We start from the raw sequence: 23,724 nt of genomic DNA on the forward strand, positions 1-23,724 counted from the left end.
ATTGACTCTACGACAGCAAGGATTGCGAGCAAGCTCTACCCTGATGCGAAGATTCTCAATGAGTCTTTCGGGGATACCCGCCCTGACTGGTGGTGCTGACACGGGCAGAATCGTTCGTTTATGAACGCCCCTTGTACACCTGTGAACGATGATTTACATCGACGACAAGAACTACCATTACATCATCTTCAATGAGGCACACGAGCCGATAATCTCCAACTCGGTAACGCCACAGTCCTGCCAGGTTTCCAGTCAGACCCTTCCCCTGCATCCGAGGGTCATCAAGCTCTGAAATCTGTCGAAGTTTAGCGACGATACGTCGAGCTATTGGCTTATCCAGCTTCGCCAAAAAGCGTTGCGCGCCTTTATCGACCTCAACCTTCCACGCCAAGGTCAGCCTCCAACTCATCAAGGCTTACAGTTTCAAGTCTGCCAGCACGCCAATCTTCAACCTTTTGCATGAGGCCATACTCGTATTCAAGGCGATCAATCGACTCTGCGAGAGCTTGAGTGAGGTAGTAAGTTTTCGTTCTGCCTGTCATCGACGCAAGGCGGTCATACCGACCTGCAAGGTCTTGCGGAATACGCAGTGCTGCGACTGATGTTGCCATAACTCCTCCCAAGTGTTTACGTGTAAACATCTTAGCTGGTTCCCGCGCCTTCTTCAATCTCTGGCGATCATTTTTCGGGGAAAGAGTATTGCCTGGAGATTCTCATTATGAGTCGGGCACCGGTGATGTGTGTCGTGGTGGCCCAATACGCAGATCCAGCGCTGTTTGGTCCACGCCCAGCGCCTTAAGCAGCGAGGGTAGCGAGACTCTCTCAGTGAAGATTCCTGCCGCTATGAAACGGGCGCTAACAGCCACGGCAGACAAGGAGAACATGACCACTAGCGAGCTAGTGCGCGCCATGCTCACCAAATCACTCATAGACGCATAGCCACTAAGCAGGTAAACCCACGGTTTTCGCTACACACCCCGCGCAATGCGGGGATAACCCCTACACACTAGCTAACAGCGCCACAATCACTGACGCAGACATCGAGCACGAATTTAGCCCCTACGACTGAGAGTCCAGACGAGTGTGCATTATCGACCGATAACGCACACCACAACTACCGAAACAAGAAACCGCGTAAAACCAACCAAACAAAACGTGCAAAACTAGCGCCCAAAACCCAACCCGTGCAGAACCACCACCCATTGAGTAACGCACGCACACACGGTAGAATTTGAATAGCACGTGGGAGGCACCGTGAGCACTTTTGACATTGAGCAACGCTGGCCTGATCTATTCGAAGGTCTTGAGCCGTCACAACGAGAAATCGTCCTAGACACACTCGCCTTGGGTTGGCATGAAGGCAATGAACCAACTCGGCGCGTTGTCAAGAACCTAACCGACTATGTGCGCAGGGAAATAAGCATAGACGAGTATCTGGCGCGTGCAACGGTAGGCGTGTACCACGGAAGTGAGGAACCATTATGAGCGTGTCAACACAACCGCCTTTAGTATCTCAGGCCGCAGTACGCGAGGCCATATCGTTTGCAGATACTGCACTCGCCTTAGCTGGCCACGCTGTTACTGACCCCTACATTAGAGATTTGCTCGAGCAGTGTTTATCTGGACAAATCAGCGACGCTGAATACCTCGCCCAAGCTATCCAGCACATCCGCCGCACACAGTGAACGAACAACGTTACTACTCTTGGAACGACTACTACATTCCAGGAACGACCACGCTGAGAAATAAATTCGTGACGGCAACCCACCCTTACGGGGAGCCTGACGCTCAAATACTACGAGCAGCAGAAGAAACCGCTACCGCGCTTCGCGCGGGTGAACTGCGTTTACACCCCATCCGCGGCCGTTTTGATTACCAACACATGAAAGCCATTCACTACCACCTTTTCCAAGACGTGTACGAATGGGCAGGACAAGAACGAACCGCGCCAGATACATTCATGGCGAAAGGCTATGCCGATGTGGTGGACTATCCTCCTGGAGACCCTAACGCCCCGTGGCGCACCTATTACTATTACCCCGCTGGCCCCGCGCTCAGTGAAGCGGCAGAACACCAATTTTCTTACATTAAAAACAACAACTACTTTCGCGGCTTAGCCTCCGACGAGCTTATATCAGCATTGGCTGAGTCATGGGGCGAGATCAACACCATTCACCCCTTCCGAGAAGGCAACACCCGCACCCAGTTCATTTTCTACAGTCAGCTTTGCGCTCACGCCGGATACAAACTCAACGAAGATTTACTCGCCCCCGGCAAGGCACTGATTGAGGACTTTGTAGCAGCCCGGTTCTACAGCCAAGCCACAGGAAGCAACAAACGATTAGCAAAAGTATTGAGCAAGGCCATCACTCCATTACGGCCACCACTACCCGGCATTGGAGAAGTCCCGCAGCTCAAGAAGTTGGATCATCCAACGCGCCACGTCGCGCCTCAACAGCGTCACAGCAAGAGCAGGAATCACGGTTATGGACGGGGGATGTAATGAGTCTTATTGGTTATGCGCGCGTATCTACTCTGGAGCAGAATCTGGACGGACAACTAGACGCTCTCACGCGCGCAGGGTGTAGTCGTATCTTCACTGACCATGCCTCGGGCGCTAAAACCATGCGCCCAGAGTTAGACAAGGCGATGGACTATTTACGTGAGGGTGACACGCTTGTGGTGTGGAAACTCGACCGCTTAGGCCGCTCACTACCCCACCTTGTTGAGGTTATTGCGGACTTAGATAAGCGTGGCATTGAGTTTCGCTCTCTTACCGAATCGATCGACACTACTACGCCGGGTGGGCGTTTGGTGTTCCACATGGCCGCAGCCTTTGCTCAGTTCGAACGTGACCTTATTAGAGAACGAACACGAGCGGGCCTTGCTGCCGCACGCTCCCAAGGACGGCTTGGAGGCCGGCCCGCGCTCATGACGCCTGAACGGTTAAAGACCGCTAGAGCCATGCAAGAAAACGGCTCTAATAACGCTGAAATTGCCAGGGTACTCGGCGTTAGCCGCTCCACCGTCTCAAGAGCCTTAAACCCTCATAAATAGTTAAGACCCTCGCTAATGCCTGAACTTATGCCCGCTAGCGCGGGGAGTAGGTAAGCGGACGAAATCAGCACTATCCGCCATCACTTCAAGAAAACAGGACTGGCTTTGTCCGGCTAACCATTAACAAACAACACAGATTGAAGTACAATGTACTAAAAGGCGTTGGGAGACGGTAAACATGGCTTTTTCAATCAGACTTAGCGAGAAAGAACGCAAGCTAGCCACAAGCTATTCGCACTTGCACGGGATTTCTTTAGGTGAAGCATTCAAGCAAGCACTGTTCGAACGTATCGAGGATGAATACGACGTACAGATAGCCCAAGAAGCTCTGAACGAGTGGGAACGAGACGGATATAAAACTCGCCCGATTGAAGAATTATGGGAAGAGTGCGGGCTGTGAACTGGCGTTTAGAAACATCCAAAGCATTCGATAAAGAATTTAAAAAGCTCGATCACTACACTCAACGAATCATCAAAGGCTGGATTACTAAAAACCTCATGGAAGCCGACAACCCGCGTATTCACGGCAAAGCCTTAACAGGCAATCTCGCTGGCTTATGGCGCTATCGCATCGGCGACTATCGACTCATTGCCGAAATCAAAGACGATAAGCTTTCTATCTTGGCTATCTCCATCGGGCACAGACGCGAGATATACCGCTAAGCAAAAACGGCTAGGAAGTTTCCTAGCCGTTTTTAACGTGATGTGGCCACGCGGTGCGTGGCCTTGTTTCTTTTGTGCCACTGGTGGTGGCAATTGTGGAGCGCGTGAGCGCGCACTCTTCTTGTCTCAGGGGTTTTTCCTGCTGGCTTTCGAGTCTACGTCGCGTGGTCTGTCCGTCAAACGCTTTGCGTTCAAGTGGGTGCGGGCTTTCACGGCATAAACCACTTCGTTTTTTATTCCATGACCCGCACCGACTTGCCGATGGTGACGGGCAGACCTTGTCCGCGACTTGTTGACTCCGTGCCAGCCGGCAAAAACAAAGTCACAACCGACACAGCACCTGGAGGGAGTCATCATGGATAGGGACTTGGCGCTATTAAAGGAACGCGTAGATGAGTTCATAACCAAACTAGATAGTTTGGTTCAGTCGGATTGCTTGGAGGAGTTGTCTGAATATCTTGAGGATTGTTGGGACATTGAGGTTACGTTCAACATGCAAGGAGAGTTCAATGGGTTCAGCTTAGCGGTGGCTATTGGTGGGCCGAACATTTACATCTCTTACCATCGTTGCCAAGCCGTGGCAACGATTAGCGGTTCGTGGGGAACGATCAGCTATCAAGACTTCCTTGGCGCTGATGTGAGCGATGCTCTCTGGGATGCAGGAGAGCGTTTAGCAGAACAGGCGACATACGCGATCGAACGCCGCAGCCGCAACCCGTGGTCACACGTGGCATAAGAACACAGGGGCGTGCTAACCCAAACGGGTTAGCACGCCCCTGTTCTTACTACTCGTCTTTAAAGAGCGCGCTTGATGGGGGCGCGGCGATCTTCTTGACCTTGGGTAGTTTTGCTACGTCGAAGAATCCGGCTACGTTGAGGTCGCGTGTGGTCCAGCCCGTAGCAATTGCCGCCTTGTATGCGTTCTTGTATGAAGATACGACTGCTTCAAGTTGGATCATCGCTTGGCCGAGGTTACGCACTGCGTCCTCCCGGTTTTCATCGTGGTTTAACAGTTTGGTCACTGGGTCGAATGGGTTTGACATTCAAAGTTTTCCTTTCACTTCACAAAAAGCCACGGGTTAATGGCTTCGCCCGTTACGTAGGTTGTGCGCGCACACATGCGCACAACCACCAGACCAAACCGAACCGAACTCGCAACGCACTCACCCGCGCGTAGGCGACGACTATCAACAGTGATCGTGTCTCACAGCGAAGCACTGCGCCGCCGCGCTTCACCATCGCAACGACAGGCGTAGCCACGCACCTTAACGTCGCAACGCTAGGCGCAACCGTGCCCCTCGCCGTCGCACTCGCGCGCGCTCCGCGACTCGCACCGGCGCGTATCGCGGACAGTGGTCAAGCCACATCCATGTAGCTTGCACCCCTAGCCAATCAAACGCACAAGGTGCGTTTCCCTCGCGCCCTAGCGCACACGACAGTGTGCGCGGTCGCCTGGGGAGCAAGCTATATGATAATGGTACCATTATCAGGCTTGCAGGTAGACACGTGGTTCTACCTGGGGCACACTAGGAGTGTGATCCCTTCGGGTCGCTACGCTGAGGAGACTGTGAGTGATGAGTGGGTCGGACAAGCCGGATAGGCAGCGCGTTGCATCGCGCGATGTTCGTCGCGCTCCCCGATCGATTAACGGCCTTCAGCGTTCGTCGTTGCGTGTTCACCTCACAAGTAAAGAGCGGGCGTTGCTTGAAGCTAAGGCGAACAATCAAGGCTGGTCACTCTCTCGCACTCTCGTCCACGCTGCGTTGCATCCAGCTTCGGCACAAGAAATTGATACCGACAATCTTGCAGAGGTTATTACCGACTTGCGCGATTACCGTCGCAAGCTCACCGGCTTGGCTAACAACCTCAACCAGCTCACTCGCTACGCTCACGTCAAAGGGGAGTTGCCTCAACATATTGATGATGTGCTAGGCCAGGTTGAGCGTAGCGTTGATGAGATCAACTATTTGCTTGCGAGTGTGCGCCGATGATGCCCAACATTGTTGATGGTGGCGACACTGGTGGTCTCATGCGTTACCTGGTTGGTCCTGGACGCGCGAACGAACATGTCGAGCCGCACTTGGTGGCTGGCTCAAGGACGATCATGAACAGGTGGGGCGACTGGTCAGAACTGTCGCTTGCTCAAGCAAGCGAGATAGCGAACTATCTCGACTCATTCATGCACGAGACCGAACGCTTCGTTAGCGGACCTATCCGCAAGTTTGATCCTGAAATGGGTAAGACACGCGTCGCTGATTACGGTCCAAACCACGTGTGGCACTGTTCTTTGTCCCTGTCCCCCGATGAGGGTCCATTGTCTGAGGACAAGTGGGCGGCAATCGCGCGCGACTTCATGGACGAGATGGAGTTCACCGCCGCGTCAGGCAAGGCTGAGTGCCGGTGGGTGGCGATCCATCACGGCACGTCTAAGAACGGTGGGGATCACATTCACATTGCCGCGAACATTGTTCGCGAGGACGGCACGAGGTGGAACTCGTGGAACGATCAACCACGTAGCCAGCGCGCGTGCAACACGCTTGAGCACAAGTACGGGCTACGCATTGTTGAGTCGCGCGAACACGCGCGCAGCTCCAAGTGTGACAGCGCTCAAGCACTCAACGCTGCACGGCGCGCGGGCAAGCAGGTGACCGACCGGGCCGCGCTTGAGTCACGCTTGCGCGCAGCATCTAAGGCTGCGACTAGCGAGGTGGACTTCATTGCCCGCGCCCGTGGCCTGGGCGTGAGGTTGCGCCCACGCTTTGCTAAGGGACGCACCGACGTGGTGGTGGGGTATTCTGCTGCGCTGCACACTAAGCCGGGCGTCAAGACGCAATGGTATGCGGGCGGTTCTATCGCGCGTGACCTCACGCTTCGTGCGCTGCGTGATCGTTGGCCAGACACTATCGAGTCCGCCACTGACGCGGTGGGCGCGTGGCAAGACGCATGGAAGGGCATGCCCCTGTCAGGCGGCCGTCGCTCATACACGAGGGAGGAGTGGCTTGGCCACAAGCGCGGCCTGGACATCTTCCGTGACCAGCTGAGCAACGTTGATCCAACTGATCGATTGGCTCTTGCTAACGCCACTAATGATGTGGCTGGTCTACTCGCTGCCGCTGCACAGCAACCAGACTTAAGCGATGAGATGCGAGGCGCGTTGGACTACTGTGCGCGCCAAGTGGGGCGTAGTGCTCAACTCAAACAGCGACCCGCACAAAAGAGTGGGACAAGCCCGTGGGTTGTCCTTGGAGCCCAACTGCTGAGCACCGCTGTTACTCCAAAGAACAGTGAAGTCTCCTACGCGCTTGCCCTGGTGGCAACGATGGAGCTAGTAAAAGCGTTGGCCGACCTATACCGGCAAGCCCAACAGGCCAACACTGCGGCCGCAATGCTGCGTGACACGCGCGGCGTGTACGAGCGCGTGCGCATGGAAGCCCCCTATCTGCAAGCCACTACGCAGTTGCAGGCTGAGCCGGTGCCTTTGCAGCAAGACACGCTCCCGGAAATCACGACTGAGCCGGAGCCGCCACTTTCACCTGAGCAGATCATCGAGCCGGCAGTGGCGCGGGCCAGCGTAGGTGAAGAGGCGGAGATTGAGCGTATCGGCCAGCGCACCCCTTGGCTTGCCACTCCCCAAGGCTTTACCACTCCAACAGAGCACAGTGATAACCCTGACGGTAATAGCCATCGTGACTACATCGCTGAAATGCACCAAAACTTGACCACGACCGGCGACAGTGCCGGCAGTGATGAAACGCCGAAACGTCAGCGGCCGCTACCTGGTATTGGAGAGGTGCCGCAGATTAAGAAGGTGGACCATCCAACCCGTCACCCGAAGATGCCAACTTGGCAGCCACCCGAGCGCGGGCGTGGCCGCTCCCGCTAGTGCGCGCACACCTGACGTAGTGGGTATGAGCAACGAAGAACAAACCCCAGACTTGTACTACCCCACCCTGGACGAGTTCGTGCGTGATTTTCTTGTGCGCATCTACGAGCGCGCCTTACCTAAAGGGCGGATGACGTGGTGCCCGCAATGGTGGAAACATGACGAAGCGGTCTACCGCCTACAAGCCTTATGGCATGCGTGGGAGCACATGCGTGTCAACGCCGGGCCAGTAGCATCTGCACAGTGGCTGGTGAGCTACGCTGACCCGATCATGACGGTACTACTCGACAATGACGGCCCCTTCAAAGGCTGTAGCGTCGAGGGCGGGCATCGCGACATGCGGCCTCACCCTGATGGGGAGCTTCCTTGTGAGCCAGCCGATCCTGACATTTTCAAACCGCGCGAATAACATTAGCGGCCGACACTAGGTAGTGTCGGCCGCCTCTAGTTCGTGCTTGCTACATGTGGCGGGTCTGTACACGCGCCGGCCTCTTAGCTGGCACGCGCGCGGGAGTAGTGTTCGTCTTACCGCTCTTGCGCGTGGCCGTCCTAGCGGGCTGGTGTAGTCCCGTGTCGGCAGTCATCGCCGCGCGCACCGCCTGCGGGTCTGCTCCCTGATCGAGCAAAGACTGGGCGTGCGCCTGTCGGGCCTGCATCGTATCCCACGCCACCTCAGCGCCGCGCCCGGCATGCTTGGCCTCGCTCATCTCTTTCACCGCTACGCCTTCTGCACCCTCGCTAGACTCGCCCGCCTTGAGCTCCTGCCTCGCCTCGCGCCCTTCTCGGCCTTCAACGCCCGCCTGACGCTGAGCGTGAGCGGCCATGCCAACGGCTTCGGCGTACATCTGCTCAGCTGCTTGAATGTCGGGATAAATATCGCGCACCCGCTGCGCGATATGAGCGTCCCCGTCTAGCCACTGGGATAAGTCTTTTTGCCAGAGACTATTGAGCCAATCCGGGGCAGTGTCCTTCTGCTCTTGCACGTAGTCCAAGATCGCCTCGGCCCGAACGCGACCCACCATCTGATAGTCCCCGTCCTGATAGGCCCGGTACAGCACTTCTTGCACGGCCGGTTTTAACTCGGCCGCGTCCTCACCATCGAGCACGGGAGCGTCCTTCAGTGCCTCGTCCACACTGGGAATATCACCTGGTCTTGCCAGCGGGCCGTGAACGTCAATGCCCCACCGCTCTTTAGCCTCCCTCTCACACCTGCGCGCAGCTAACTCTGCCTGGGGGTCAATATCGCTAAAACGGCGTGCCACCCCGTAAACGTAGGCTGCGTCATCTTCGACGGCGGTGTGCCACCACTTATCGTCAAGGGCTTGAGAGTAAACCTTTTGCGCTAACAGGCGCTCATCCTCAATCGCCCTTCGCAACGCTCTCTCATGGCCGGCTGAGGATTGTTCAGCCTTGCGTAAGGCTTGTTCTCTGCGCATGGCCATGAAACGGCCCACCGCCATCGCTACCCGCCATGCGCGCACCATTTCCGCGCTGGTCTCATTCAACACGTGATCTGCCATAGTATTCTCCCTTAACTACTTGCCCGGCTGATAATCTTCCTGGTCCCAAAACGGGATCAGTCGCACCAAAGTGGCTACCGCGCCCGAAGCGAACACCCACGCCCTGCCTTGCGGTAGTGCCTGCAAGTCCGACACGGTGGCAATAGGCCGCTGTTGGGATGCCTTAGATGTTGAATACGACCTGCCCTGAGAAGAACTTGAAATCTGGGTAGAGTCCACCCAATGTGTACCAATCAGTTCTGAGAGGTTGCGCAAAAAGTCTGGCTCTGACACGCCACCGCCATACACCTTCACATTCGCGGCCGACCAAAGGGCCTTCATGCCCTTATCGCCCCACACTCGCTCACCCTGACTCCACGACTGCAACACCGTGTCTACACACAGCCCGCGAGAACCAAAATGGGAATACTGCGAGGGTAGTTCGTTCCACCGACACACATTCGCGGCCTCGTCCAACTCGATCAGCATGGGAGTAGCCAACCTGCCGCCCGCCTGGCTAGTGGCGTAGGCCGTGGCCGCTTCAACCACGGCCACGGTAAGCGGGGTGACAATCTGGGTTGCACTGCCGCGTCCTTCTTGCGACAAGCAATACAAGGTTTGCTTGGTCTTAACGAACTCGCTTGGGTGAAACTCGGGCACGCCCTTGACGGGGGTGACCCAACGCATGAGACGCGTGTTATTCAAAAAGTGCATGATCCGCACCGCGCCACCATACACACTGCCGCGCGTTTCAGCGGGCATGCCCATAAACCCTTCCAGGCTAGTAGCAGCTTTCAACAGATCATCTCGCACGTCATCCTCAGCGCACTCGCCTGCAAGGCTGCGGAGCAACAGAACCGGCTCATCATTAGTCTGGTCAGCCAACCACGTGTGCAAAGCCGTAATGGGCTTGCCTGCCGTGGCGGCCGCTAACAGCATCGGGGCAATCAGTTGGCACGCCCACTGATCCCACATGTCGTTACCATCCTTATTCGACACGTCCTCAGCAGATAAAAACATGTCCGCCAACGCGCCTGCCTGCACATAATCAGTCACGTACGACAGCGGGTTCCACCACCACGACTGTTCCTCCCCAGCGAGGCCTTGAGGGTCAAACACCCACTCTTGTTCACCCGTGGCCTGAGCACGACGCGTGCGGGTCTCATCTACTATGTCCCGTTTGTTCGACGTGGCCACAACCGCGCCAGGAGCAGCGAAAATGCGGGGCACCACCCACGAGGTGGTCTTACCTGTACGCGGCCCTGCAATCGTGATACACACGTCCTCAAACGATGACATGACCGGTATCCCACCAGCCACCGTGCGACCCACCGGGAATCCGAGGGCACCACTCACGCCTAAACGCTTCGCTTTAGCGGCCACAGTCGCCTTCGTGATCGGCTCAATATCTTTACCCCTACCAGCCCACTGCGCGGCCTCATCACCGCGCCTAGAGCGCTTAGAGCGGCGTGGAAGTGCCAGAACCAGACCAGTAAGGACAAGGATGAGGAGGGCAACGCCTACCCCGCCAATCCACCAATACACTTCGCCGGTCGGGTCAAGCCGGCCCTGAAACACCTCGATCATGAGAGTAAACGGGTTCCACGAAACCCCGTCTACCCCGCGCCAGAGCGCCCAAGTGTGTGCGCCAAGAGTGATAAGCAGGCTAGCTGCGCCCACAATGGCGATAAAGACCGCCATTACAACAGTGGACGGCTCCCACGTGGATACATCATCGCGCGCACTCATCTTCTTTTGTTCCACCGTTGGTTCGTATCCGACAAGGCAGCCTCCCCCGCTACGAAACGCACCTGGAACGGTGTGCCTGGAGCGTTGGAGGTTTTCAACATGAACTTGCCCATGCCAAGAGGCGGGGCGTCCCTACCCGTGGTGGGGTCGTACGTGCCCGGAGCATTCCACGAGGTCAGCATCGACTTTTCCTTCTCAGTCAAAGAAAACACGCCCTCCAACAACTCCATCTCACGGGCGGGAAGGCCACCTAAAAACAGCATTTTCGACCGCTCAACAAACCCCAAGGCTTTAAGCCGGTCTGCCGGGGAAGCCAGAGCGTTAAAATCTGCCATCGAGTGCGTGACCATCAGCTGGCCCACACCCACCGTGCGGTTCAGACGAGTAAGAGAGTCAATACGCTCAACCAAGCCCGATGAGGCGCGTAAAATACGCCACAGCTCATCCATGACAATCTTGTAACGCCGACGCGGAGCAACACCCGCATCAGCCAGTGTCTGCGCGATCTCCACGGTCGCAAACCCGTACGACCACGTAGCAAGCAACAACGCGGCCTGTAGGTCCTCTGAGGCTTCCTTAAATGCGGACACGTCAAACACTACGGAACGATCCATCATCATCGGCGTTGTGGTCTCCACCGCGAATAGACCGCCAAAGCGGCCCGACAACAAAGCCATGAGGGACGCTTCCAAGCTCTCGGTGACCGTCCGGTAGTGGTTAATATCGCCGCGATCCAGTGCGGCTGCGCGGAGCTCATCTGGAGCGGAGCGCACAACCTCCAAAAGGTCAGCCAACACTACTGGCCGATCATAGGTCTCCAAAATACGGATAGCCTCGTCAACAATCGTCTCCTCCCTATCTGAAGGTGGCGTGCGACGAATAATGTGGATGAGGGAGCACACCATGTCTTTCTTACGCTCATGGGCTGCGGCCAGGAGCTTGTCACGATCCTCAAACTTGCCTGCCGCTTCCAACAACTCCACGGCCTCACGCACGTTGCCAGCATCGAGTGGGTTAATACCCGCACCACCATGCTCAATACTGATGACTTGCCCGCCAAGGGCTTCAATCAACGCCACATAGTCTGGCTTAATATCGCCCAGAACCATCGTGTGCACCCCGAACCCGGCTGAAGCGGTAATCATGCGCCGAACCAGAGAGGACTTACCCAAACCGTTCAAGCCGAGCACCATTGCCGAAGGGGCACTAATCAAACCGCGTTCAAACCATGAGATTTCGTCGGCGCACACTGCTCCCCCACCGTGCAAGGCCCGGCCAAGGGGCGCTCCCACTAAAGCCGTGTTCGACCCCACGATGAAAGGGAACATGCCACACACTTGTTTCGACGTGGCGCGCCACGGCTGGATCAGCGGCTGATTAGCTACCGTGCCAGAACCAGGCTTGCCCCTACTGCTAGTAGTGGTAGAGCTGGTGAAAAGGGCTGATACCAGGTCAGTTACAAAAGCCACGCCTACCAGCCTCCAGACAATGCCTGCGAAGCCGGGCGAAGCCCTAAAGGTAGGCCGAGTGCGAACGCGCTATCCTGCGCGCCATAAGCCGGGCGCACCAAAAGACGTGACGAAGCGGCCAACGCCTGGACCGCGCTAGAAGTATCATCAAGCTCATCGGCACTCGTTGTGGCGCTAATAATCAGCGCGAAATCCAACAAGCCCGCGCCCGACGCTTCCTCATCAGCCACCTGCTGTGCTGCGCGAAGCTCCCTACGCGCAGTAGCGGTAGGCCGAGGCGTGTTCTCCACCCGCGCGGCCGCGCGGTTCACATCCGCATCCGCCGCCCCTGGAGCCTTGGCCGCATCCAAAGGCCGGTACACAATAGTGACGCGCTTGCGCTGCACGTCACGAGACGGCTCTAAAATCTTGCGTAGCACGCCAGATTGGACATACCCGCGCGCAGGCCTCGACATCACCCACGTGCGTGAAAGACCCGAATCGTGCCGGTAATGATCCCACTGGGCCACAGCTCTCATAGGCCCGGCATCCTCCCACGTCAAAGCAACGTCCTCACCAGCATTAGCTGCCTGCTCAAACAAGGCTTCACTCGCCGGATCAAACGCCACGCGCGTGAGCTGACACACCTCACGCGCGGTCAAAAGATGCACCCCGCCCGCGCCTGTGCCCATCAGCGTTTGAGTAAGACCCGGCAAGTCCGAAGAAATACGTGAAACAACTTGCGGACGTTTCTTAGCCGAAGCGCCCATCTTAGACGGGTCAAACGTGAGCGTAATCCACGCGCGCACCCTCGCCGCACCCTGCCCATAATCATCGACCACACGGGTCAGAATCTGGCGGGCTACCAGCGGGGCCTGATCGCTCATGCGAGCACCCACCTCGCGGCGAAGCCGATCCCCACTATCAGGAATCGTCTCCACACACACGCTGGCCTGAGCCACGCCCATTTGCCCGCCCAAATCACCAAGCCACATGCCCCACAATGCCACCTGGTGATCCACCGTGTCCTGATCGGTCAAACCGCCCCCCTCAGGTGAGACAGACATGACCACGCTGAGCGTGCCATCCCCATGCTCAACCAAACCATAGGGACGCTCATAAGAGTCCTTATGCTCACTCAGACGCGAGCCGTACAACATTCCAGGTAGGTGGCACTTACCCTGCGTTGGATCAACCGCAAGACCACCAGAAGCATGAATGTTCGACTTCCTACGCGCCGCCCGCCGAAAACGCATCTTTTGCCTCATCCTTTCTAAAACCGACACTCCGTGCACGTCGCGCGTAATCACAAGCAACACTCCGCCTGCCCACGCCACGGCGACAAGGGCTGCCACCATCACGCCTTTGGACATGGCCACCACCGACACCACGGCCAGGCCAAGCAAAACAATCAACGACTCACCAAAACCGAGCTTGCCAAGCCCTGCGCGACGTGGAACCCGCCAGTTGCCGTACGTGCGAACCTTTACCGCCTCATCACTCACCACTGAGCCTCCTGCCCACCATTAGGCCCGCCAGAAGAGCCACCAGCATCTGCTGCGTCACTCGCACCCGATGGGGCCTGCCCGCCCGCGCTAGGCACCGCATCTTGCCCGCTAGCACCCGTCTGGCCACTAGCTCCAGACGGTCCTGTAGCGCCGTCTTGACCGTTAGACCCAGAAGCTCCCGCCGGCCCTGAAACACCAGGCGAACTATTCTCGCCGCCGCCAGGCGAACCACCCGAAGCTACGCTATTGATTGCCCCGTGAGCTGATTGGGCTGCGCCAAGGGCAGCGCCTGCTACTTCGGTAGCGCCACCACTAGCGGCCGCACCCGCGCCCCTGGCGACCGTCATCGCGCCAGTAGCTAGAACCGCGCCCGCACCAGCACCAGCGCCAGAACCGCCACTACTGAGCGCTTCAGTGGCTGGAACCATGAAAGTAATCAGTGCGGGCAACGACAGTACCGCCAAAATCATCATGATTACCCCGGTAATGAAACGAGTAAGCTCATCACCATCAGCAATAGACCACGACTCGCCCTGCACCAGCTTGATTGCCACCGCGTAAATGATTGACGCGGCCGGTTTGAACATTAAGAACGCGAAAAACCAGGCGATGATCTTGCTCAGCCATGCCCTACCCCACTTGGTAGAAAACGCTCCCGCCGCCACAGGCATGATCCCAACCAGCAAAATCAGCATCGATGAGCGGATAAACATCAGGCCAATCTGCACCAGGTTTGCCACCAGTGCACCCAAGCCGCCCACGATCAAAATCGTTAGCCCCAGGCCACCGTTAATACCAGTGACGTTGAGAATCTTGACGCCAAACTGTCCTGCATCACCATCTATAACCAAGCCAATAACCCACGTGGAAAACTCATCTGAGGCCTCCACCAGTAGCTGGCCTGCGCCAACAGAAACACTGGAAACCAAAGCGAGAGCTAACAGGGCGTGCAAGACGTTCATCGCACCCTCGCCGCGCTTAGAAAGGGCCAAGTGAATACCAGCGACCATAAACGAGCCGATAGCTAAAGCCAGTACGAGGAGACGAGTGGTGGAATGGATGAAACCAACCGCAGAATCGGCTCCAGTCAGGCTAGGCGTGCCAACGCCTAGCCATACCGTGCCGACTTTCAGCAACGTGGCCGACACGTCCTGAATGATGTTGAACGCCCACTGGGCAATAATGTTCTCACTCGCCTCAGTCGCGGCCTCGCTAATTTTGCACGACAATTCCCAGAAATGACACATTTACGCGCCCCACTCCACGAACCCCTCTAAAGGCAGCGAATCAATAATCCGCTCACCCCACGAATCAGTAGACGGAGCCTCCACCTTCCAATCCCCGCCCTGCCACATCAGCACCACCGGGAACCCCATCATCTTGTCGGGAGAGGCCACGGGTGAAACAGCGAGAACCACCATCGCGTTATCAGGGCCGCGATCTTCATACTTAAACCCGTGAATCATCACAGGCGAACCAGTCTCGCCCTGCCACTGACTCTTAATCTGAGACTCCAACCGATCCCGGTTAGGCCCTGTAGCCATGAGCGTAGGCACCACCTCATCGAGGCGTTCCTTCGATGAAAACCACGTGACGAAGTTAGCCGATGCAAGAATCGCTCCAGACGGGGTGTGCGCAAAACAATGCGAAACGCCCTCCGTCACGCCCGGCCCATACCCGTCAACATGTGGCACCTGAATACGATCACCAACATCGATCGGCACAGACGGCAAGGCCTGAGATGGAACCACCTGGTCATGGGCGACAAGCCCGCACACTGAATCAGACTCAGGTAGCCCCGCGTCCTCGACCAGGCCAGACTGGGCCTGGCCCCCACTTTCCTGCCTAGTAGATGAGACTTCAACAGGCTTATCAGCGCCGGCCTCGCGAGCGTTCTCGCGGGTAAACAATAAGAACGCCAACCCCACAATCAAAGCGACAAGCAGCAAGGCAGAAACAATAAACCCTGGGCGAACCAGACTATTAACAGCCTTTTCTTCCTCCGCCATCACAGCAGTGCTTTCGCTAAAGCCGCAGCCGCTGCGATCACGACCGCGCCCATAATCACAAACCCGATACGGCGCACGTTCTCATTACCCATGCCACGCTCATTAGAAACCGCGAGCATAATGCCACCAATAATGAAGCCCACAATCACCGTTGCCCCGGCAATCCACATCAGCCAGTTCAACACCGTCGACACCTTATCCACCACGCCAGGGGGAGCCACAGGAACCGGGTTGAGCTCCAAACCAGCCAAGCCAGCTACCAAGCGTGCCTTACCCGCACCAATCAGGGCAGTACCCCTAGAAAAAACCGTCATCAGACTTCCTTTCCAATCACAGACAAATCTTTCAAAACCTTGCGAACCTCACGCGAAACAGGGGCCTCCCACGCCAGTTGGGCGCGCCACGCGGCCTGGAACGACACCAGCCACACGCGCGGAAACGCCCCCTCTATCCGCTTACGTAGCTCCACCAGCTCTTTAACTGGCCTGCCCGGCGCGTCCGCAGACAACACCAAGCCCGCCAACTCCACGCGCTCTACCTGGCCAGAAGCCCACTGGATAGCGGCCGACTGCGCGGCCCGAAGCCCCACAAAACTATTGCGAGCAACCACCACCGCGCGAGTAAACCCACTCGGATCAGGCCAACCCACGCCAGCATCGCCAGCGCCAAGAAGCCTCGCCCACGACGTGGCCCCAGCCCCACCATGAGCAGCAACCACCCACAGCGGACACTCCTGGCCCTGAGCCGAAACAATCGGCAACCCGCCCGTCATCGACACCTGTGCACCCGGCTTCCACACCCGCGCCCGCACCGGCCTTTCCGGCGCGGGCGACTGCACAGGCATGACAGGCGGGCTAGCCCACGGATTTGCTTCACTCATGTGCGCTCCCTTCTACGTACTACGTAGAACGTGCGCACACACCCAAAACAAGGACGAGAAATGACCGCCTGGCCACCCATCACCATTACCCAAAACACTGACGGCACCATCACCATCGCCAGCGCCGGCATCACCCAAGCCCAACTACCACCAGGGCAAGACGCACAGAGGCAAGCCATGAACGTCGCTGCCTCCATCGCCAAACACTACGGGCGCACCCTCCCCGTGACCGCTAGCGGTCCAGACGGCACCTACCACATGAGCATCCACCCAAACGGAGACATAGACACCCACCACACCGACAACGCGGAAACCCCCACCACCGACAACGCCAGCAATGCCGACAACGCCAGCAATGCCAGCAATGCCGGAGTTGCCAGCAACCTTGCCCGCGACGAACTAGACCACACTCAGCCCCTGCCCCAAACCCTGCACAAACAAGCCACCCTTCCACCCCAAAGGCCACCAGAGCCACAAAGAGTAGAAGAAACTATTGACCCAGAGCCTCAAGGCATTAACAGAAAAACGCCTCAGGAAAAAGCAGAACCTGCAACGCACAACCCAGGTGACAGCACGGATAAGCCGGCCCGAATCAAACGGTTAAAGCTCATCGTGGCCACACTCATCATCCTCATGACGCTAGCGGTCATATTCAGTGTGCGCATGCTACAACCAGGTGGCGGAAAACCCAGCGAACCAACCGGGCAGCCAAGCGCGCCGGTTTCGACTCAAGAAACCGACAAACCCACACCCCAGTCTGAGACCCAACCGCAATCAGCACCCTCGCCAGAACCTGCACCCACGCCGGAACCAGAACCAGCACCAGCACCCGAACCAGAACCCACTCCAGCACCCTCGCCAGAACCTGCACCCACGCCGGCTCCAGCACCAGCCCCAGCCCCAGCACCTGCTCCGGCTCCTGCTGGAGTGACATCGATGAACACCTCGGTAAACACCAGTGGTGGAGGGGCCGCGCACTTCTCAATCAGTCTTTCGGGCAGCGGCTACGCCACATGCAGCATCAGCATCGGCGGAACAGGTGGGGCGGCAAGCACCTCAATCCCCGGAACCGCATACGCCACCGTTAGTGGCATCCCACTTGGCACACAATCGTGGACCACCAGCTGCGACGGCCTAGCAAACTCGGGCACCATCACCATCTACTAACCGGAGAAACCAACACATGCAACAACTCGAACACCACAACGAATACATCGTCACTTTCGAGGGCACAACCCCCGACCAGGCCGGAAGTAGATACTTCATCGCCCACGACTACGCCACAGCTCAAACCGTGGGAACACAACTGGCCTACCAATACGGCTTTGACCCAAACGAAAACAGAATCTTCTACCGCATCCTCATCACCGTCGCCACAAACACGGTCGAAGTAGGACGAGACACCAACTACGAAGAAGTCATCCAACAAATCAACGACGAATTCAAACCCCTATAAAAACCAAAAAGCAGAGTGCCAATTTGGCACTCTGCCCACACTCCCTATAGTGGCGTGCATCACATTAACTAGGCTGCGGGGGTAAGAGCCTCAACCACCTCGCGAGCCGCTAACGCTAATGATTCATCATCAGCATCCAAAATACTACCCTTCACGCCACGGCGAGAGCCAACTAACATCGTCATCCACGCCCTGCCCGCATCCGGGCTCACACCAAGATCAGATAAACGCGGATCAACACCAGCTGCCCGGTGCCGCCTTGACGCATCATTCACCGCCAGTTCAGCCACGCGAAGCGTGCCCGCCCACGCCAAGGTCTCACTCATACCCGCATCGATCAAGGCCTCAACCAGTCGAGCAAGCGGGCCGGAAAAATCATCGACCGACACCCACACCTCACCCTCCTGGCCCATACCAGGACGCAAACCCATCTCAGGCATCATCGCTGGCTCCACCAGCTCCTCCACGCCACGAGCATCATCACGAGCAAAACAACGCCGGTTCACAATCGTTGTCCACACCGCCCACGGGCTCAAAGCCTCAACAAGCTGCTCAGTGCACGTTATCGCCACCTCCCACGCGATCCCATACGTGTCACACGCCGCTTCGGAATACGACATGCCCGAAAACTGCATACCCCTTGAAATCGCGCTAGAAAACTGGCGCGCACCCACCTGGTGCAACGTCGCCGCCAAACACTGAGCCGCAGCCCCACGCCAACCCTCAGACGCGGCCTGCTCAAGAGTCCTGCGCAAACCCTCATTATCCGAAATACGCAAAGCCACAGTGCTCTCGCACGCCTGAGCGCCCGACTCAACTACTACCCCAGCCTCGCGAACATCATTACTGACAATCGCTTGGCTACGAGTAGTCACCCAATGCAAAACAAACCTTGACGAAGCCTGCTTACCGCCCCGATAGCGCATCTTTCGAGAAAGCACGCCGCGCTCCTCCAACCCAGCTAACGCGCGAAACACGCTACGGCGCGCCACGCCCGTAGCCTCCACCAGGTGCTCAACCGCGCAAATCACCACGCCCCGAGCATCAGCCAAACGGGCAAGCTCAAACAACACCAGCGACTGCGACGGGGTTAAACCCTTCACGCCACGCGCCCACACCGGCCACGACACACTCACGCCGACTCACCACCCAGCAAGACAGCGTGACGCTCCTGCGCCAAATGCAACTGCTCCACGCGAGACGCCTCCGGGTTCTCAGACACAACCTGGCTCCACGCCTGATCCCACAACGGATCAACATCCCCAGGCTCAACCTGAGCCGCAAGAGCCTCAATGCGCTCTTGACGCGCGCGCTCCGCCTGGCGCTCACGCTCACGACGCACACGCGGATCCTCATCCGCACTACGCGCCGGGGGCTGGCCCTTGAGCACATTCGCCCGAAGCCTGTAACACACCAAGGCCGGCAAACGACCAACATTGGGCGGCAAAGCCTGATCCATCACCTGGCGAATCTGGGCCGGTTGCCAACCCGCGTCCACGCACTCACGCAACACCCGCGTGACCGCAACAGCGCCCGTAGCATCCAGCACCCTCAAGGGCGGTGGCAGGCACTCCGCGATCAACTCCGCATCCGCCACCCCCAACGGCGAATCAATCTCGACTTCCACACCAGACCCAACCGAACCAAAAAACTCACCCTCGCACCCCACAGGCGCTTCCTCGTGTGTAGGTTCGGTTTGGTTAGGTTTGGTTTGGTGGTTTATTTGGGGGTTATATGTACATATGGGTGCAACCTGTTGCATCTGTGGACTACCCGAATTTGCATCTGTGGAACCCCTATCGTCTCCACATGTGCAAGATTTGCATGTGTGGCCACAACCGCTACATTCCGCCGAAAAGTCCACATGTGCAAGATTTGCATCTGTGGACTCAGCAGACTCAGCGAAGTTACCCTCCACCTCCAAATGCAGACGATACGTCGTGCCCGACCGGTGCTTATGCGCGGACTTATCCGCACACGCACCCGACTGATCCCCGCACCACGAATAACGCGGAACACGTGAAATGAGCCCACACTCATCCAGCGTCTTTAAATGCGACGCCACACTCCGCAAAGAACACTCCGCACGCTGAGCAATCTCCTCACGCGAACGCCACGTCTCATCCTCGTCGTTAGCGAACTCCGCCAACGCCAACAACACCAGTTTCTCGCCCTGCCCAAGACCCTTAATCCGATCAAACGCCCACGCAACAGCCCTGAAACTCACAGCCCATCACTCCCCACCATCACCTGACACAACGTGGGAAAGCGCTCCGCTTCAATATCCGAGCCATCCATCTTGATAAGCCCAAGCTCACGAAGATGGACCAAAGCACCTTTCACATCATCAACACTTGAACGCGACCGGCGAGCTGGACGCTCAAGCGAGCGCAACAACATCCAGCCGTCCTCGCCAGCATCATCAGCCAAAGACAACAAGACCATCTTTTCGAGCACATCAATACCGTCGGTTAAACCAAACGCCCACTCAATCGCTTCCAAACTCACAACGCGCCGCCTAACAGCAAGCGGGCTGACCAGCAGCCCGAATCAGACCACCGCCGAGCCTCAATAAGACCCGAACGCTCTAAAGAAGAAATAGACGCTTCCACACGAGACAAGCTCAAACCCGTCACACCCGACACCAACGCCGGATCAACACGAACAGCACCATCGCCATCCGCCTTCCACGCCAACCGAAGCAAAACCAACTTGTCACTCAACCGACGACACTCAACCCGCCAAGCCCACTGAACAGCCTCAGCACTCACCAGACCCACCACCAGACAGAACGGCCTCACCGCTTGCAATAACGCCTGTGTCAAGACTTATCGCCAAATCAATACGCGTTGAGTACTCCATAATGCTTGCGCCCGCAGTGCACATACGACCGGCCAGCGCTTGAATCTCGCGGAGGGCTTTCTCGTCTTTGATAGCCCATACGAGGTCATACAACTTACTAATCGCGCTGGCCGTATCCTCGGTTTCCCGCACCGCATCGCGCAACGAAGCGATAAGGCTCTCGTATGACTCCCGGCTTGGTTTATTCGGCATCATCAAACCCACCGCCAGACAGAACGGCCTCATTGCGGACGGGAACGCGCGTCATTAGCTTCTCAATGTCTGCCCGCTCAAAAAAGCGTCGCCCGCCCGGATCTTCTATATAGGGCACTTTGCGTTCGCGCGCCCAGCGCATTAGGCGCGAATAACTCGTGTGAGGCAAAAGTGCAGCCGCTTCACGACCAGTGAGCAGATCATCCCATTTCAATGCAGATGTGCGTTTTTCGTACATATGCACAACTTACAAACCGTGTAGATGATTGTCAATGTTTTACTTGCGCATATTTCGTTCACTTGATACACTGGAAGCATGGCAGACGATGTAATCGATTTTGACAGAGCAATTGGCATGACTGTTGCTCAGTACATGTTCCTGCACAGCGAAACGCGGAGTGACTTGGGGCAACTTCTGGGCGTAACTGGTCAAAATATTTCGCGCAGACTGCATGGGTACGCAAAGTGGTCTGCCGAAGAATTACTTACGATTGCCACTAACTACGGGCTAACACCTAACGACCTAATGCCAACAAGGGGAGTAGATGGAAGCTGGATACCGGCTCCATTCGTCCCCGGAAACGCGAAAACCCCCGCTCTCGCGGGGGCAACTCAGAGCCACCTGTGGGAATCGAACCCACGACCTATTCATTACGAGTGAATCGCTCTGCCGACTGAGCTAAGGTGGCCTGTCCGCAATCCCCACAGGGGCGTTCGGACAACGGTATAACCATAGTGTGCGCCACGGGTTTGCCGCAAATGACTACCCAGATTAACCGTTTGGATATTCCTCACATGCGAGGCCGCCCGCAATCCGACGACCATCCCACCCGGGGGCGGAGCCGATCGGCCTCGTGAATCAGGAGGCGGTCACGAACAACTCAAACCGTTGGCCGGAACTCTCCCGTCGACCAAGTAGCCTTCGACTGCATCCACCACGCACGTACTGGCCTTCTTCGAATAGGCGGTGTGCGACCAGCCTTCAACCGAGACCAGCACACCGGACTCCAACTGAGACGCCAAGTTCTGCGCCATCACATACGGAGTCGCAGGATCATGCGTCGTCCCCACCACGACAATCGGCGCGGCACCCTTCGCACTCACCGGCTGGCGAGCCGCATGATCAGTCGGCCACGCACTCAGACCGGCCGACGCATACCCCGCATCCGCGCCGAAGACCGGGAGTGTATCAGCCAGTTTCTCAGCGGCCTGCGCCCACTCTTCCGGGGTGCCAACCGGCTCATAATCAGCGTTATTCACCGCGATCAACGCATCCATCGAATTCGACGCGAACGTACCATCATCCTGGCGCTCACTGGACAAGTCCGCGATATACAGCAACTGCGAACCGTCGCTATCCTGTACCGCCTGGCGCACCGCCTCGGTGAGGACAGAATACGAATCGGACGAATACAAGCCCGTAATAATTCCCGTCAACGCCAAATTACGCGTCAACGGACGGTCAGGATCCGAAGTCTCAAGTGGCTGATCCGCGACAGCATCAAGAAAGGCCACAAGATCAGCGACCGCGTCATTAACGCTTCCGCTGAACGGGCAATCCTTCCCCGCAACACATTCTTCAAGCCAATGGCGCGCGGACGCTTCAAAACCTTCCATCTGAAGATCCGACACCTGGTTGATATCCATCGCTGGATCAATCGCACCATCAAGAACGAAACGCCCCACCTTGTCAGCGAACATATCGGCGTAGAGCGCGCCAACGAACGTGCCGTAGGAATACCCAAGGTAGTTCAGCTTCTCTTGACCAAGAATTGCACGAGCCATGTCGAAATCCTTCGCCACGGACACCGTATCGATGTGCTTGTAGACGTTCCCGGACAGTTGCTGGCAACCATCGGCGATCCTGGCGCTCAGCTTTTCGGCGTGCGCGATGATCTCAGCAGGATCCATAGTGCGACCGGAGACACCTTCGCCAGCAGTCCCACCATCGCCCAGCGTGCCATCCGTCGCGTAGGCATCACGCTGGGCATCCGTCATACAGATCGCGGGGGACGAGGCGCCAACGCCACGAGGATCCAGAGCAACGATGTCATAAGTCTTCACAACCGCATCGCCCAAACCGTCGTTTACTTGGCCGACCAGTGACGACACGGCAGCGCCACCCGGACCACCAAGATTGTAGAAAAGCGCCGGAGCATCCTCGACCCGACTGCGATGCACTGCGATCGACAGCGTAATTTGCTCGCCCGAGGGCTCGTCCCAGTCCAGTGGCGCGTACAGCGTTGCGCACTGATAGTTCTGCGGATCGGAAGGAGGCACCGACGAACCGTCGGAAATCTGTTGTGTCGAGCAATCGCCCCAGTTGATTGTCTGACGATAGAAATCATCGACCGATGTGCCCGAAACGGCGTTCGGTTCGGAGGGGCGGATGGAGCTCTCGGAATAGCGGAAGCTGTTAATCAGGAGCATTGCCGCGTTCACGATGAACGGCAACGCCAAGACAACGACGCCAACAATCGCAACAATCGCTATTCGACGCTTCGACTTCACAATCATA

The 23,724-nt window shown here is 57.2% G+C and carries 28 protein-coding genes, 1 tRNA gene and 1 pseudogene; 10 read left to right on the forward strand and 20 right to left on the reverse strand.

Annotated features, from left to right (window positions below; all coding sequences use genetic code 11):
• Nucleotides 1-118: 118 nt before the first annotated feature.
• Together HMPREF9241_RS01290 and relB (HMPREF9241_RS01295) are read right to left on the reverse strand one after the other, a co-directional pair.
• Nucleotides 119-409: a type II toxin-antitoxin system RelE family toxin gene (locus HMPREF9241_RS01290; protein WP_207326459.1), complete on the reverse strand. Its 291-nt coding sequence runs from the start codon at nucleotides 407-409 to the stop codon at nucleotides 119-121.
• Nucleotides 375-611 (reverse strand): type II toxin-antitoxin system RelB family antitoxin, encoded by a 237-nt coding sequence (gene relB, locus HMPREF9241_RS01295; protein WP_006680471.1) that lies wholly within the window; start codon nucleotides 609-611, stop codon nucleotides 375-377. The genes HMPREF9241_RS01290 and relB (HMPREF9241_RS01295) overlap by 35 nt, the downstream gene beginning before the upstream one ends.
• A 1,070-nt stretch (nucleotides 612-1,681) precedes the next feature.
• Here relB (HMPREF9241_RS01295) and HMPREF9241_RS01310 point away from each other — a divergent pair.
• The 5 genes from HMPREF9241_RS01310 to HMPREF9241_RS01330 all read left to right on the forward strand — a co-directional run bounded on the left by HMPREF9241_RS01310 (nucleotide 1,682) and on the right by HMPREF9241_RS01330 (nucleotide 4,456).
• On the forward strand, nucleotides 1,682-2,503 hold the full coding sequence (locus tag HMPREF9241_RS01310) for a Fic/DOC family protein (RefSeq protein WP_006680474.1): 822 nt from the start codon (nucleotides 1,682-1,684) through the stop codon (nucleotides 2,501-2,503).
• Nucleotides 2,503-3,057: a recombinase family protein gene (locus tag HMPREF9241_RS01315; protein WP_006680475.1), complete on the forward strand. Its 555-nt coding sequence runs from the start codon at nucleotides 2,503-2,505 to the stop codon at nucleotides 3,055-3,057. The genes HMPREF9241_RS01310 and HMPREF9241_RS01315 overlap by 1 nt, the downstream gene beginning before the upstream one ends.
• Nucleotides 3,058-3,235: 178 nt before the next feature.
• Nucleotides 3,236-3,457, forward strand: a complete 222-nt coding sequence (gene relB, locus HMPREF9241_RS09585) for a type II toxin-antitoxin system RelB family antitoxin (RefSeq protein WP_006680476.1) — start codon at nucleotides 3,236-3,238, stop codon at nucleotides 3,455-3,457.
• Nucleotides 3,454-3,720: a type II toxin-antitoxin system RelE family toxin gene (locus HMPREF9241_RS01325; RefSeq protein ID WP_006680477.1), complete on the forward strand. Its 267-nt coding sequence runs from the start codon at nucleotides 3,454-3,456 to the stop codon at nucleotides 3,718-3,720. The genes relB (HMPREF9241_RS09585) and HMPREF9241_RS01325 overlap by 4 nt, the downstream gene beginning before the upstream one ends.
• 355 nt (nucleotides 3,721-4,075) lie before the next feature.
• The gene (locus tag HMPREF9241_RS01330; protein ID WP_006680478.1) at nucleotides 4,076-4,456 is read left to right on the forward strand and encodes a hypothetical protein; all 381 of its coding nucleotides are present in this window, start codon (nucleotides 4,076-4,078) and stop codon (nucleotides 4,454-4,456) included.
• Nucleotides 4,457-4,505: 49 nt separating this feature from the next.
• On the opposite strand, the gene HMPREF9241_RS01335 is transcribed toward HMPREF9241_RS01330, so the two are convergent.
• The gene (locus HMPREF9241_RS01335; RefSeq protein WP_006680479.1) at nucleotides 4,506-4,763 is read right to left on the reverse strand and encodes a hypothetical protein; all 258 of its coding nucleotides are present in this window, start codon (nucleotides 4,761-4,763) and stop codon (nucleotides 4,506-4,508) included.
• A 531-nt stretch (nucleotides 4,764-5,294) separates the two neighbouring features.
• Here HMPREF9241_RS01335 and mobC point away from each other — a divergent pair.
• From mobC to HMPREF9241_RS01350, 3 genes are read left to right on the forward strand one after another with little or no spacing between them, the layout of a single operon-like run.
• Complete coding sequence (mobC, locus tag HMPREF9241_RS01340) at nucleotides 5,295-5,711, forward strand: plasmid mobilization relaxosome protein MobC (RefSeq protein WP_006680480.1); 417 nt, start codon at nucleotides 5,295-5,297, stop codon at nucleotides 5,709-5,711.
• Nucleotides 5,708-7,603 carry a relaxase/mobilization nuclease domain-containing protein gene (locus HMPREF9241_RS01345; protein WP_006680481.1) on the forward strand — a complete coding sequence of 632 codons (1,896 nt, stop codon included), beginning with the start codon at nucleotides 5,708-5,710 and terminating at the stop codon, nucleotides 7,601-7,603. The genes mobC and HMPREF9241_RS01345 overlap by 4 nt, the downstream gene beginning before the upstream one ends.
• A 25-nt stretch (nucleotides 7,604-7,628) precedes the next feature.
• Nucleotides 7,629-8,012: a DUF4913 domain-containing protein gene (locus HMPREF9241_RS01350; RefSeq protein ID WP_040318430.1), complete on the forward strand. Its 384-nt coding sequence runs from the start codon at nucleotides 7,629-7,631 to the stop codon at nucleotides 8,010-8,012.
• A 49-nt stretch (nucleotides 8,013-8,061) separates the two neighbouring features.
• Here HMPREF9241_RS01350 and HMPREF9241_RS01355 read toward each other — a convergent pair whose 3' ends face one another.
• The 8 genes from HMPREF9241_RS01355 to HMPREF9241_RS01390 form a co-directional block, all read right to left on the reverse strand.
• Nucleotides 8,062-9,123, reverse strand: coding sequence for a hypothetical protein (locus tag HMPREF9241_RS01355; protein ID WP_006680483.1), 1,062 nt, complete (start codon nucleotides 9,121-9,123; stop codon nucleotides 8,062-8,064).
• A 15-nt stretch (nucleotides 9,124-9,138) separates the two neighbouring features.
• Nucleotides 9,139-10,866, reverse strand: a complete 1,728-nt coding sequence (locus HMPREF9241_RS01360) for a type IV secretory system conjugative DNA transfer family protein (protein WP_131367594.1) — start codon at nucleotides 10,864-10,866, stop codon at nucleotides 9,139-9,141.
• On the reverse strand, nucleotides 10,848-12,179 hold the full coding sequence (locus HMPREF9241_RS01365) for an ATP/GTP-binding protein (RefSeq protein ID WP_131367595.1): 1,332 nt from the start codon (nucleotides 12,177-12,179) through the stop codon (nucleotides 10,848-10,850). Before HMPREF9241_RS01365 ends, HMPREF9241_RS01360 begins: the two co-directional genes overlap by 19 nt.
• A gap of 143 nt (nucleotides 12,180-12,322) precedes the next feature.
• Nucleotides 12,323-13,804: an SCO6880 family protein gene (locus HMPREF9241_RS01370; protein ID WP_131367596.1), complete on the reverse strand. Its 1,482-nt coding sequence runs from the start codon at nucleotides 13,802-13,804 to the stop codon at nucleotides 12,323-12,325.
• Nucleotides 13,801-15,054 carry a collagen-like triple helix repeat-containing protein gene (locus tag HMPREF9241_RS09350; protein WP_006680487.1) on the reverse strand — a complete coding sequence of 418 codons (1,254 nt, stop codon included), beginning with the start codon at nucleotides 15,052-15,054 and terminating at the stop codon, nucleotides 13,801-13,803. The genes HMPREF9241_RS01370 and HMPREF9241_RS09350 overlap by 4 nt, the downstream gene beginning before the upstream one ends.
• On the reverse strand, nucleotides 15,055-15,816 hold the full coding sequence (locus HMPREF9241_RS01380) for a DUF8175 domain-containg protein (protein WP_006680488.1): 762 nt from the start codon (nucleotides 15,814-15,816) through the stop codon (nucleotides 15,055-15,057). It lies immediately after the preceding gene.
• Nucleotides 15,816-16,130: a hypothetical protein gene (locus HMPREF9241_RS01385; RefSeq protein WP_006680489.1), complete on the reverse strand. Its 315-nt coding sequence runs from the start codon at nucleotides 16,128-16,130 to the stop codon at nucleotides 15,816-15,818. The genes HMPREF9241_RS01380 and HMPREF9241_RS01385 overlap by 1 nt, the downstream gene beginning before the upstream one ends.
• On the reverse strand, nucleotides 16,130-16,696 hold the full coding sequence (locus HMPREF9241_RS01390) for a DUF6668 family protein (protein WP_006680490.1): 567 nt from the start codon (nucleotides 16,694-16,696) through the stop codon (nucleotides 16,130-16,132). Before HMPREF9241_RS01390 ends, HMPREF9241_RS01385 begins: the two co-directional genes overlap by 1 nt.
• 60 nt (nucleotides 16,697-16,756) lie before the next feature.
• Between HMPREF9241_RS01390 and HMPREF9241_RS09205 the strand changes: the two genes are divergently transcribed.
• Complete coding sequence (locus HMPREF9241_RS09205) at nucleotides 16,757-17,863, forward strand: hypothetical protein (RefSeq protein ID WP_006680491.1); 1,107 nt, start codon at nucleotides 16,757-16,759, stop codon at nucleotides 17,861-17,863.
• Between the two features lie 16 nt (nucleotides 17,864-17,879).
• Entirely contained in the window at nucleotides 17,880-18,152 is a 273-nt protein-coding gene (locus HMPREF9241_RS01400) for a hypothetical protein (protein WP_006680492.1), read from the forward strand.
• A gap of 68 nt (nucleotides 18,153-18,220) precedes the next feature.
• Here the strand turns inward: HMPREF9241_RS01400 and HMPREF9241_RS01405 are convergent, their stop codons facing one another.
• From HMPREF9241_RS01405 to HMPREF9241_RS01435, 9 genes and pseudogenes are all read right to left on the reverse strand, one after another.
• On the reverse strand, nucleotides 18,221-19,288 hold the full coding sequence (locus HMPREF9241_RS01405; protein ID WP_006680493.1) for a MarR family transcriptional regulator: 1,068 nt from the start codon (nucleotides 19,286-19,288) through the stop codon (nucleotides 18,221-18,223).
• Nucleotides 19,285-19,821, reverse strand: coding sequence for a hypothetical protein (locus tag HMPREF9241_RS09590; protein WP_243440751.1), 537 nt, complete (start codon nucleotides 19,819-19,821; stop codon nucleotides 19,285-19,287). The genes HMPREF9241_RS01405 and HMPREF9241_RS09590 overlap by 4 nt, the downstream gene beginning before the upstream one ends.
• A 366-nt stretch (nucleotides 19,822-20,187) precedes the next feature.
• Nucleotides 20,188-20,379 (reverse strand): annotated as a pseudogene (locus HMPREF9241_RS09760) (helix-turn-helix domain-containing protein); the annotation flags it as partial.
• Nucleotides 20,376-20,660 carry a hypothetical protein gene (locus HMPREF9241_RS01415; protein WP_006680495.1) on the reverse strand — a complete coding sequence of 95 codons (285 nt, stop codon included), beginning with the start codon at nucleotides 20,658-20,660 and terminating at the stop codon, nucleotides 20,376-20,378. The pseudogene HMPREF9241_RS09760 and the gene HMPREF9241_RS01415, both read right to left, overlap by 4 nt.
• The gene (locus HMPREF9241_RS09210; RefSeq protein WP_131367597.1) at nucleotides 20,657-20,875 is read right to left on the reverse strand and encodes a hypothetical protein; all 219 of its coding nucleotides are present in this window, start codon (nucleotides 20,873-20,875) and stop codon (nucleotides 20,657-20,659) included. The genes HMPREF9241_RS01415 and HMPREF9241_RS09210 overlap by 4 nt, the downstream gene beginning before the upstream one ends.
• A 37-nt stretch (nucleotides 20,876-20,912) precedes the next feature.
• Nucleotides 20,913-21,209 carry a hypothetical protein gene (locus HMPREF9241_RS01420; RefSeq protein ID WP_006680496.1) on the reverse strand — a complete coding sequence of 99 codons (297 nt, stop codon included), beginning with the start codon at nucleotides 21,207-21,209 and terminating at the stop codon, nucleotides 20,913-20,915.
• The gene (locus HMPREF9241_RS01425; RefSeq protein WP_006680497.1) at nucleotides 21,196-21,444 is read right to left on the reverse strand and encodes a helix-turn-helix domain-containing protein; all 249 of its coding nucleotides are present in this window, start codon (nucleotides 21,442-21,444) and stop codon (nucleotides 21,196-21,198) included. Before HMPREF9241_RS01425 ends, HMPREF9241_RS01420 begins: the two co-directional genes overlap by 14 nt.
• A 378-nt stretch (nucleotides 21,445-21,822) precedes the next feature.
• A tRNA-Thr gene (locus HMPREF9241_RS01430) sits at nucleotides 21,823-21,895 on the reverse strand.
• A 181-nt stretch (nucleotides 21,896-22,076) separates the two neighbouring features.
• Nucleotides 22,077-23,723, reverse strand: a complete 1,647-nt coding sequence (locus tag HMPREF9241_RS01435) for an alpha/beta hydrolase (protein ID WP_006680499.1) — start codon at nucleotides 23,721-23,723, stop codon at nucleotides 22,077-22,079.
• Between the last annotated feature and the right edge of the window lies 1 nt (nucleotide 23,724).

Source organism: Schaalia turicensis ACS-279-V-Col4, from assembly GCF_000296505.1.
Lineage (GTDB): Bacteria > Actinomycetota > Actinomycetes > Actinomycetales > Actinomycetaceae > Pauljensenia > Pauljensenia turicensis_A.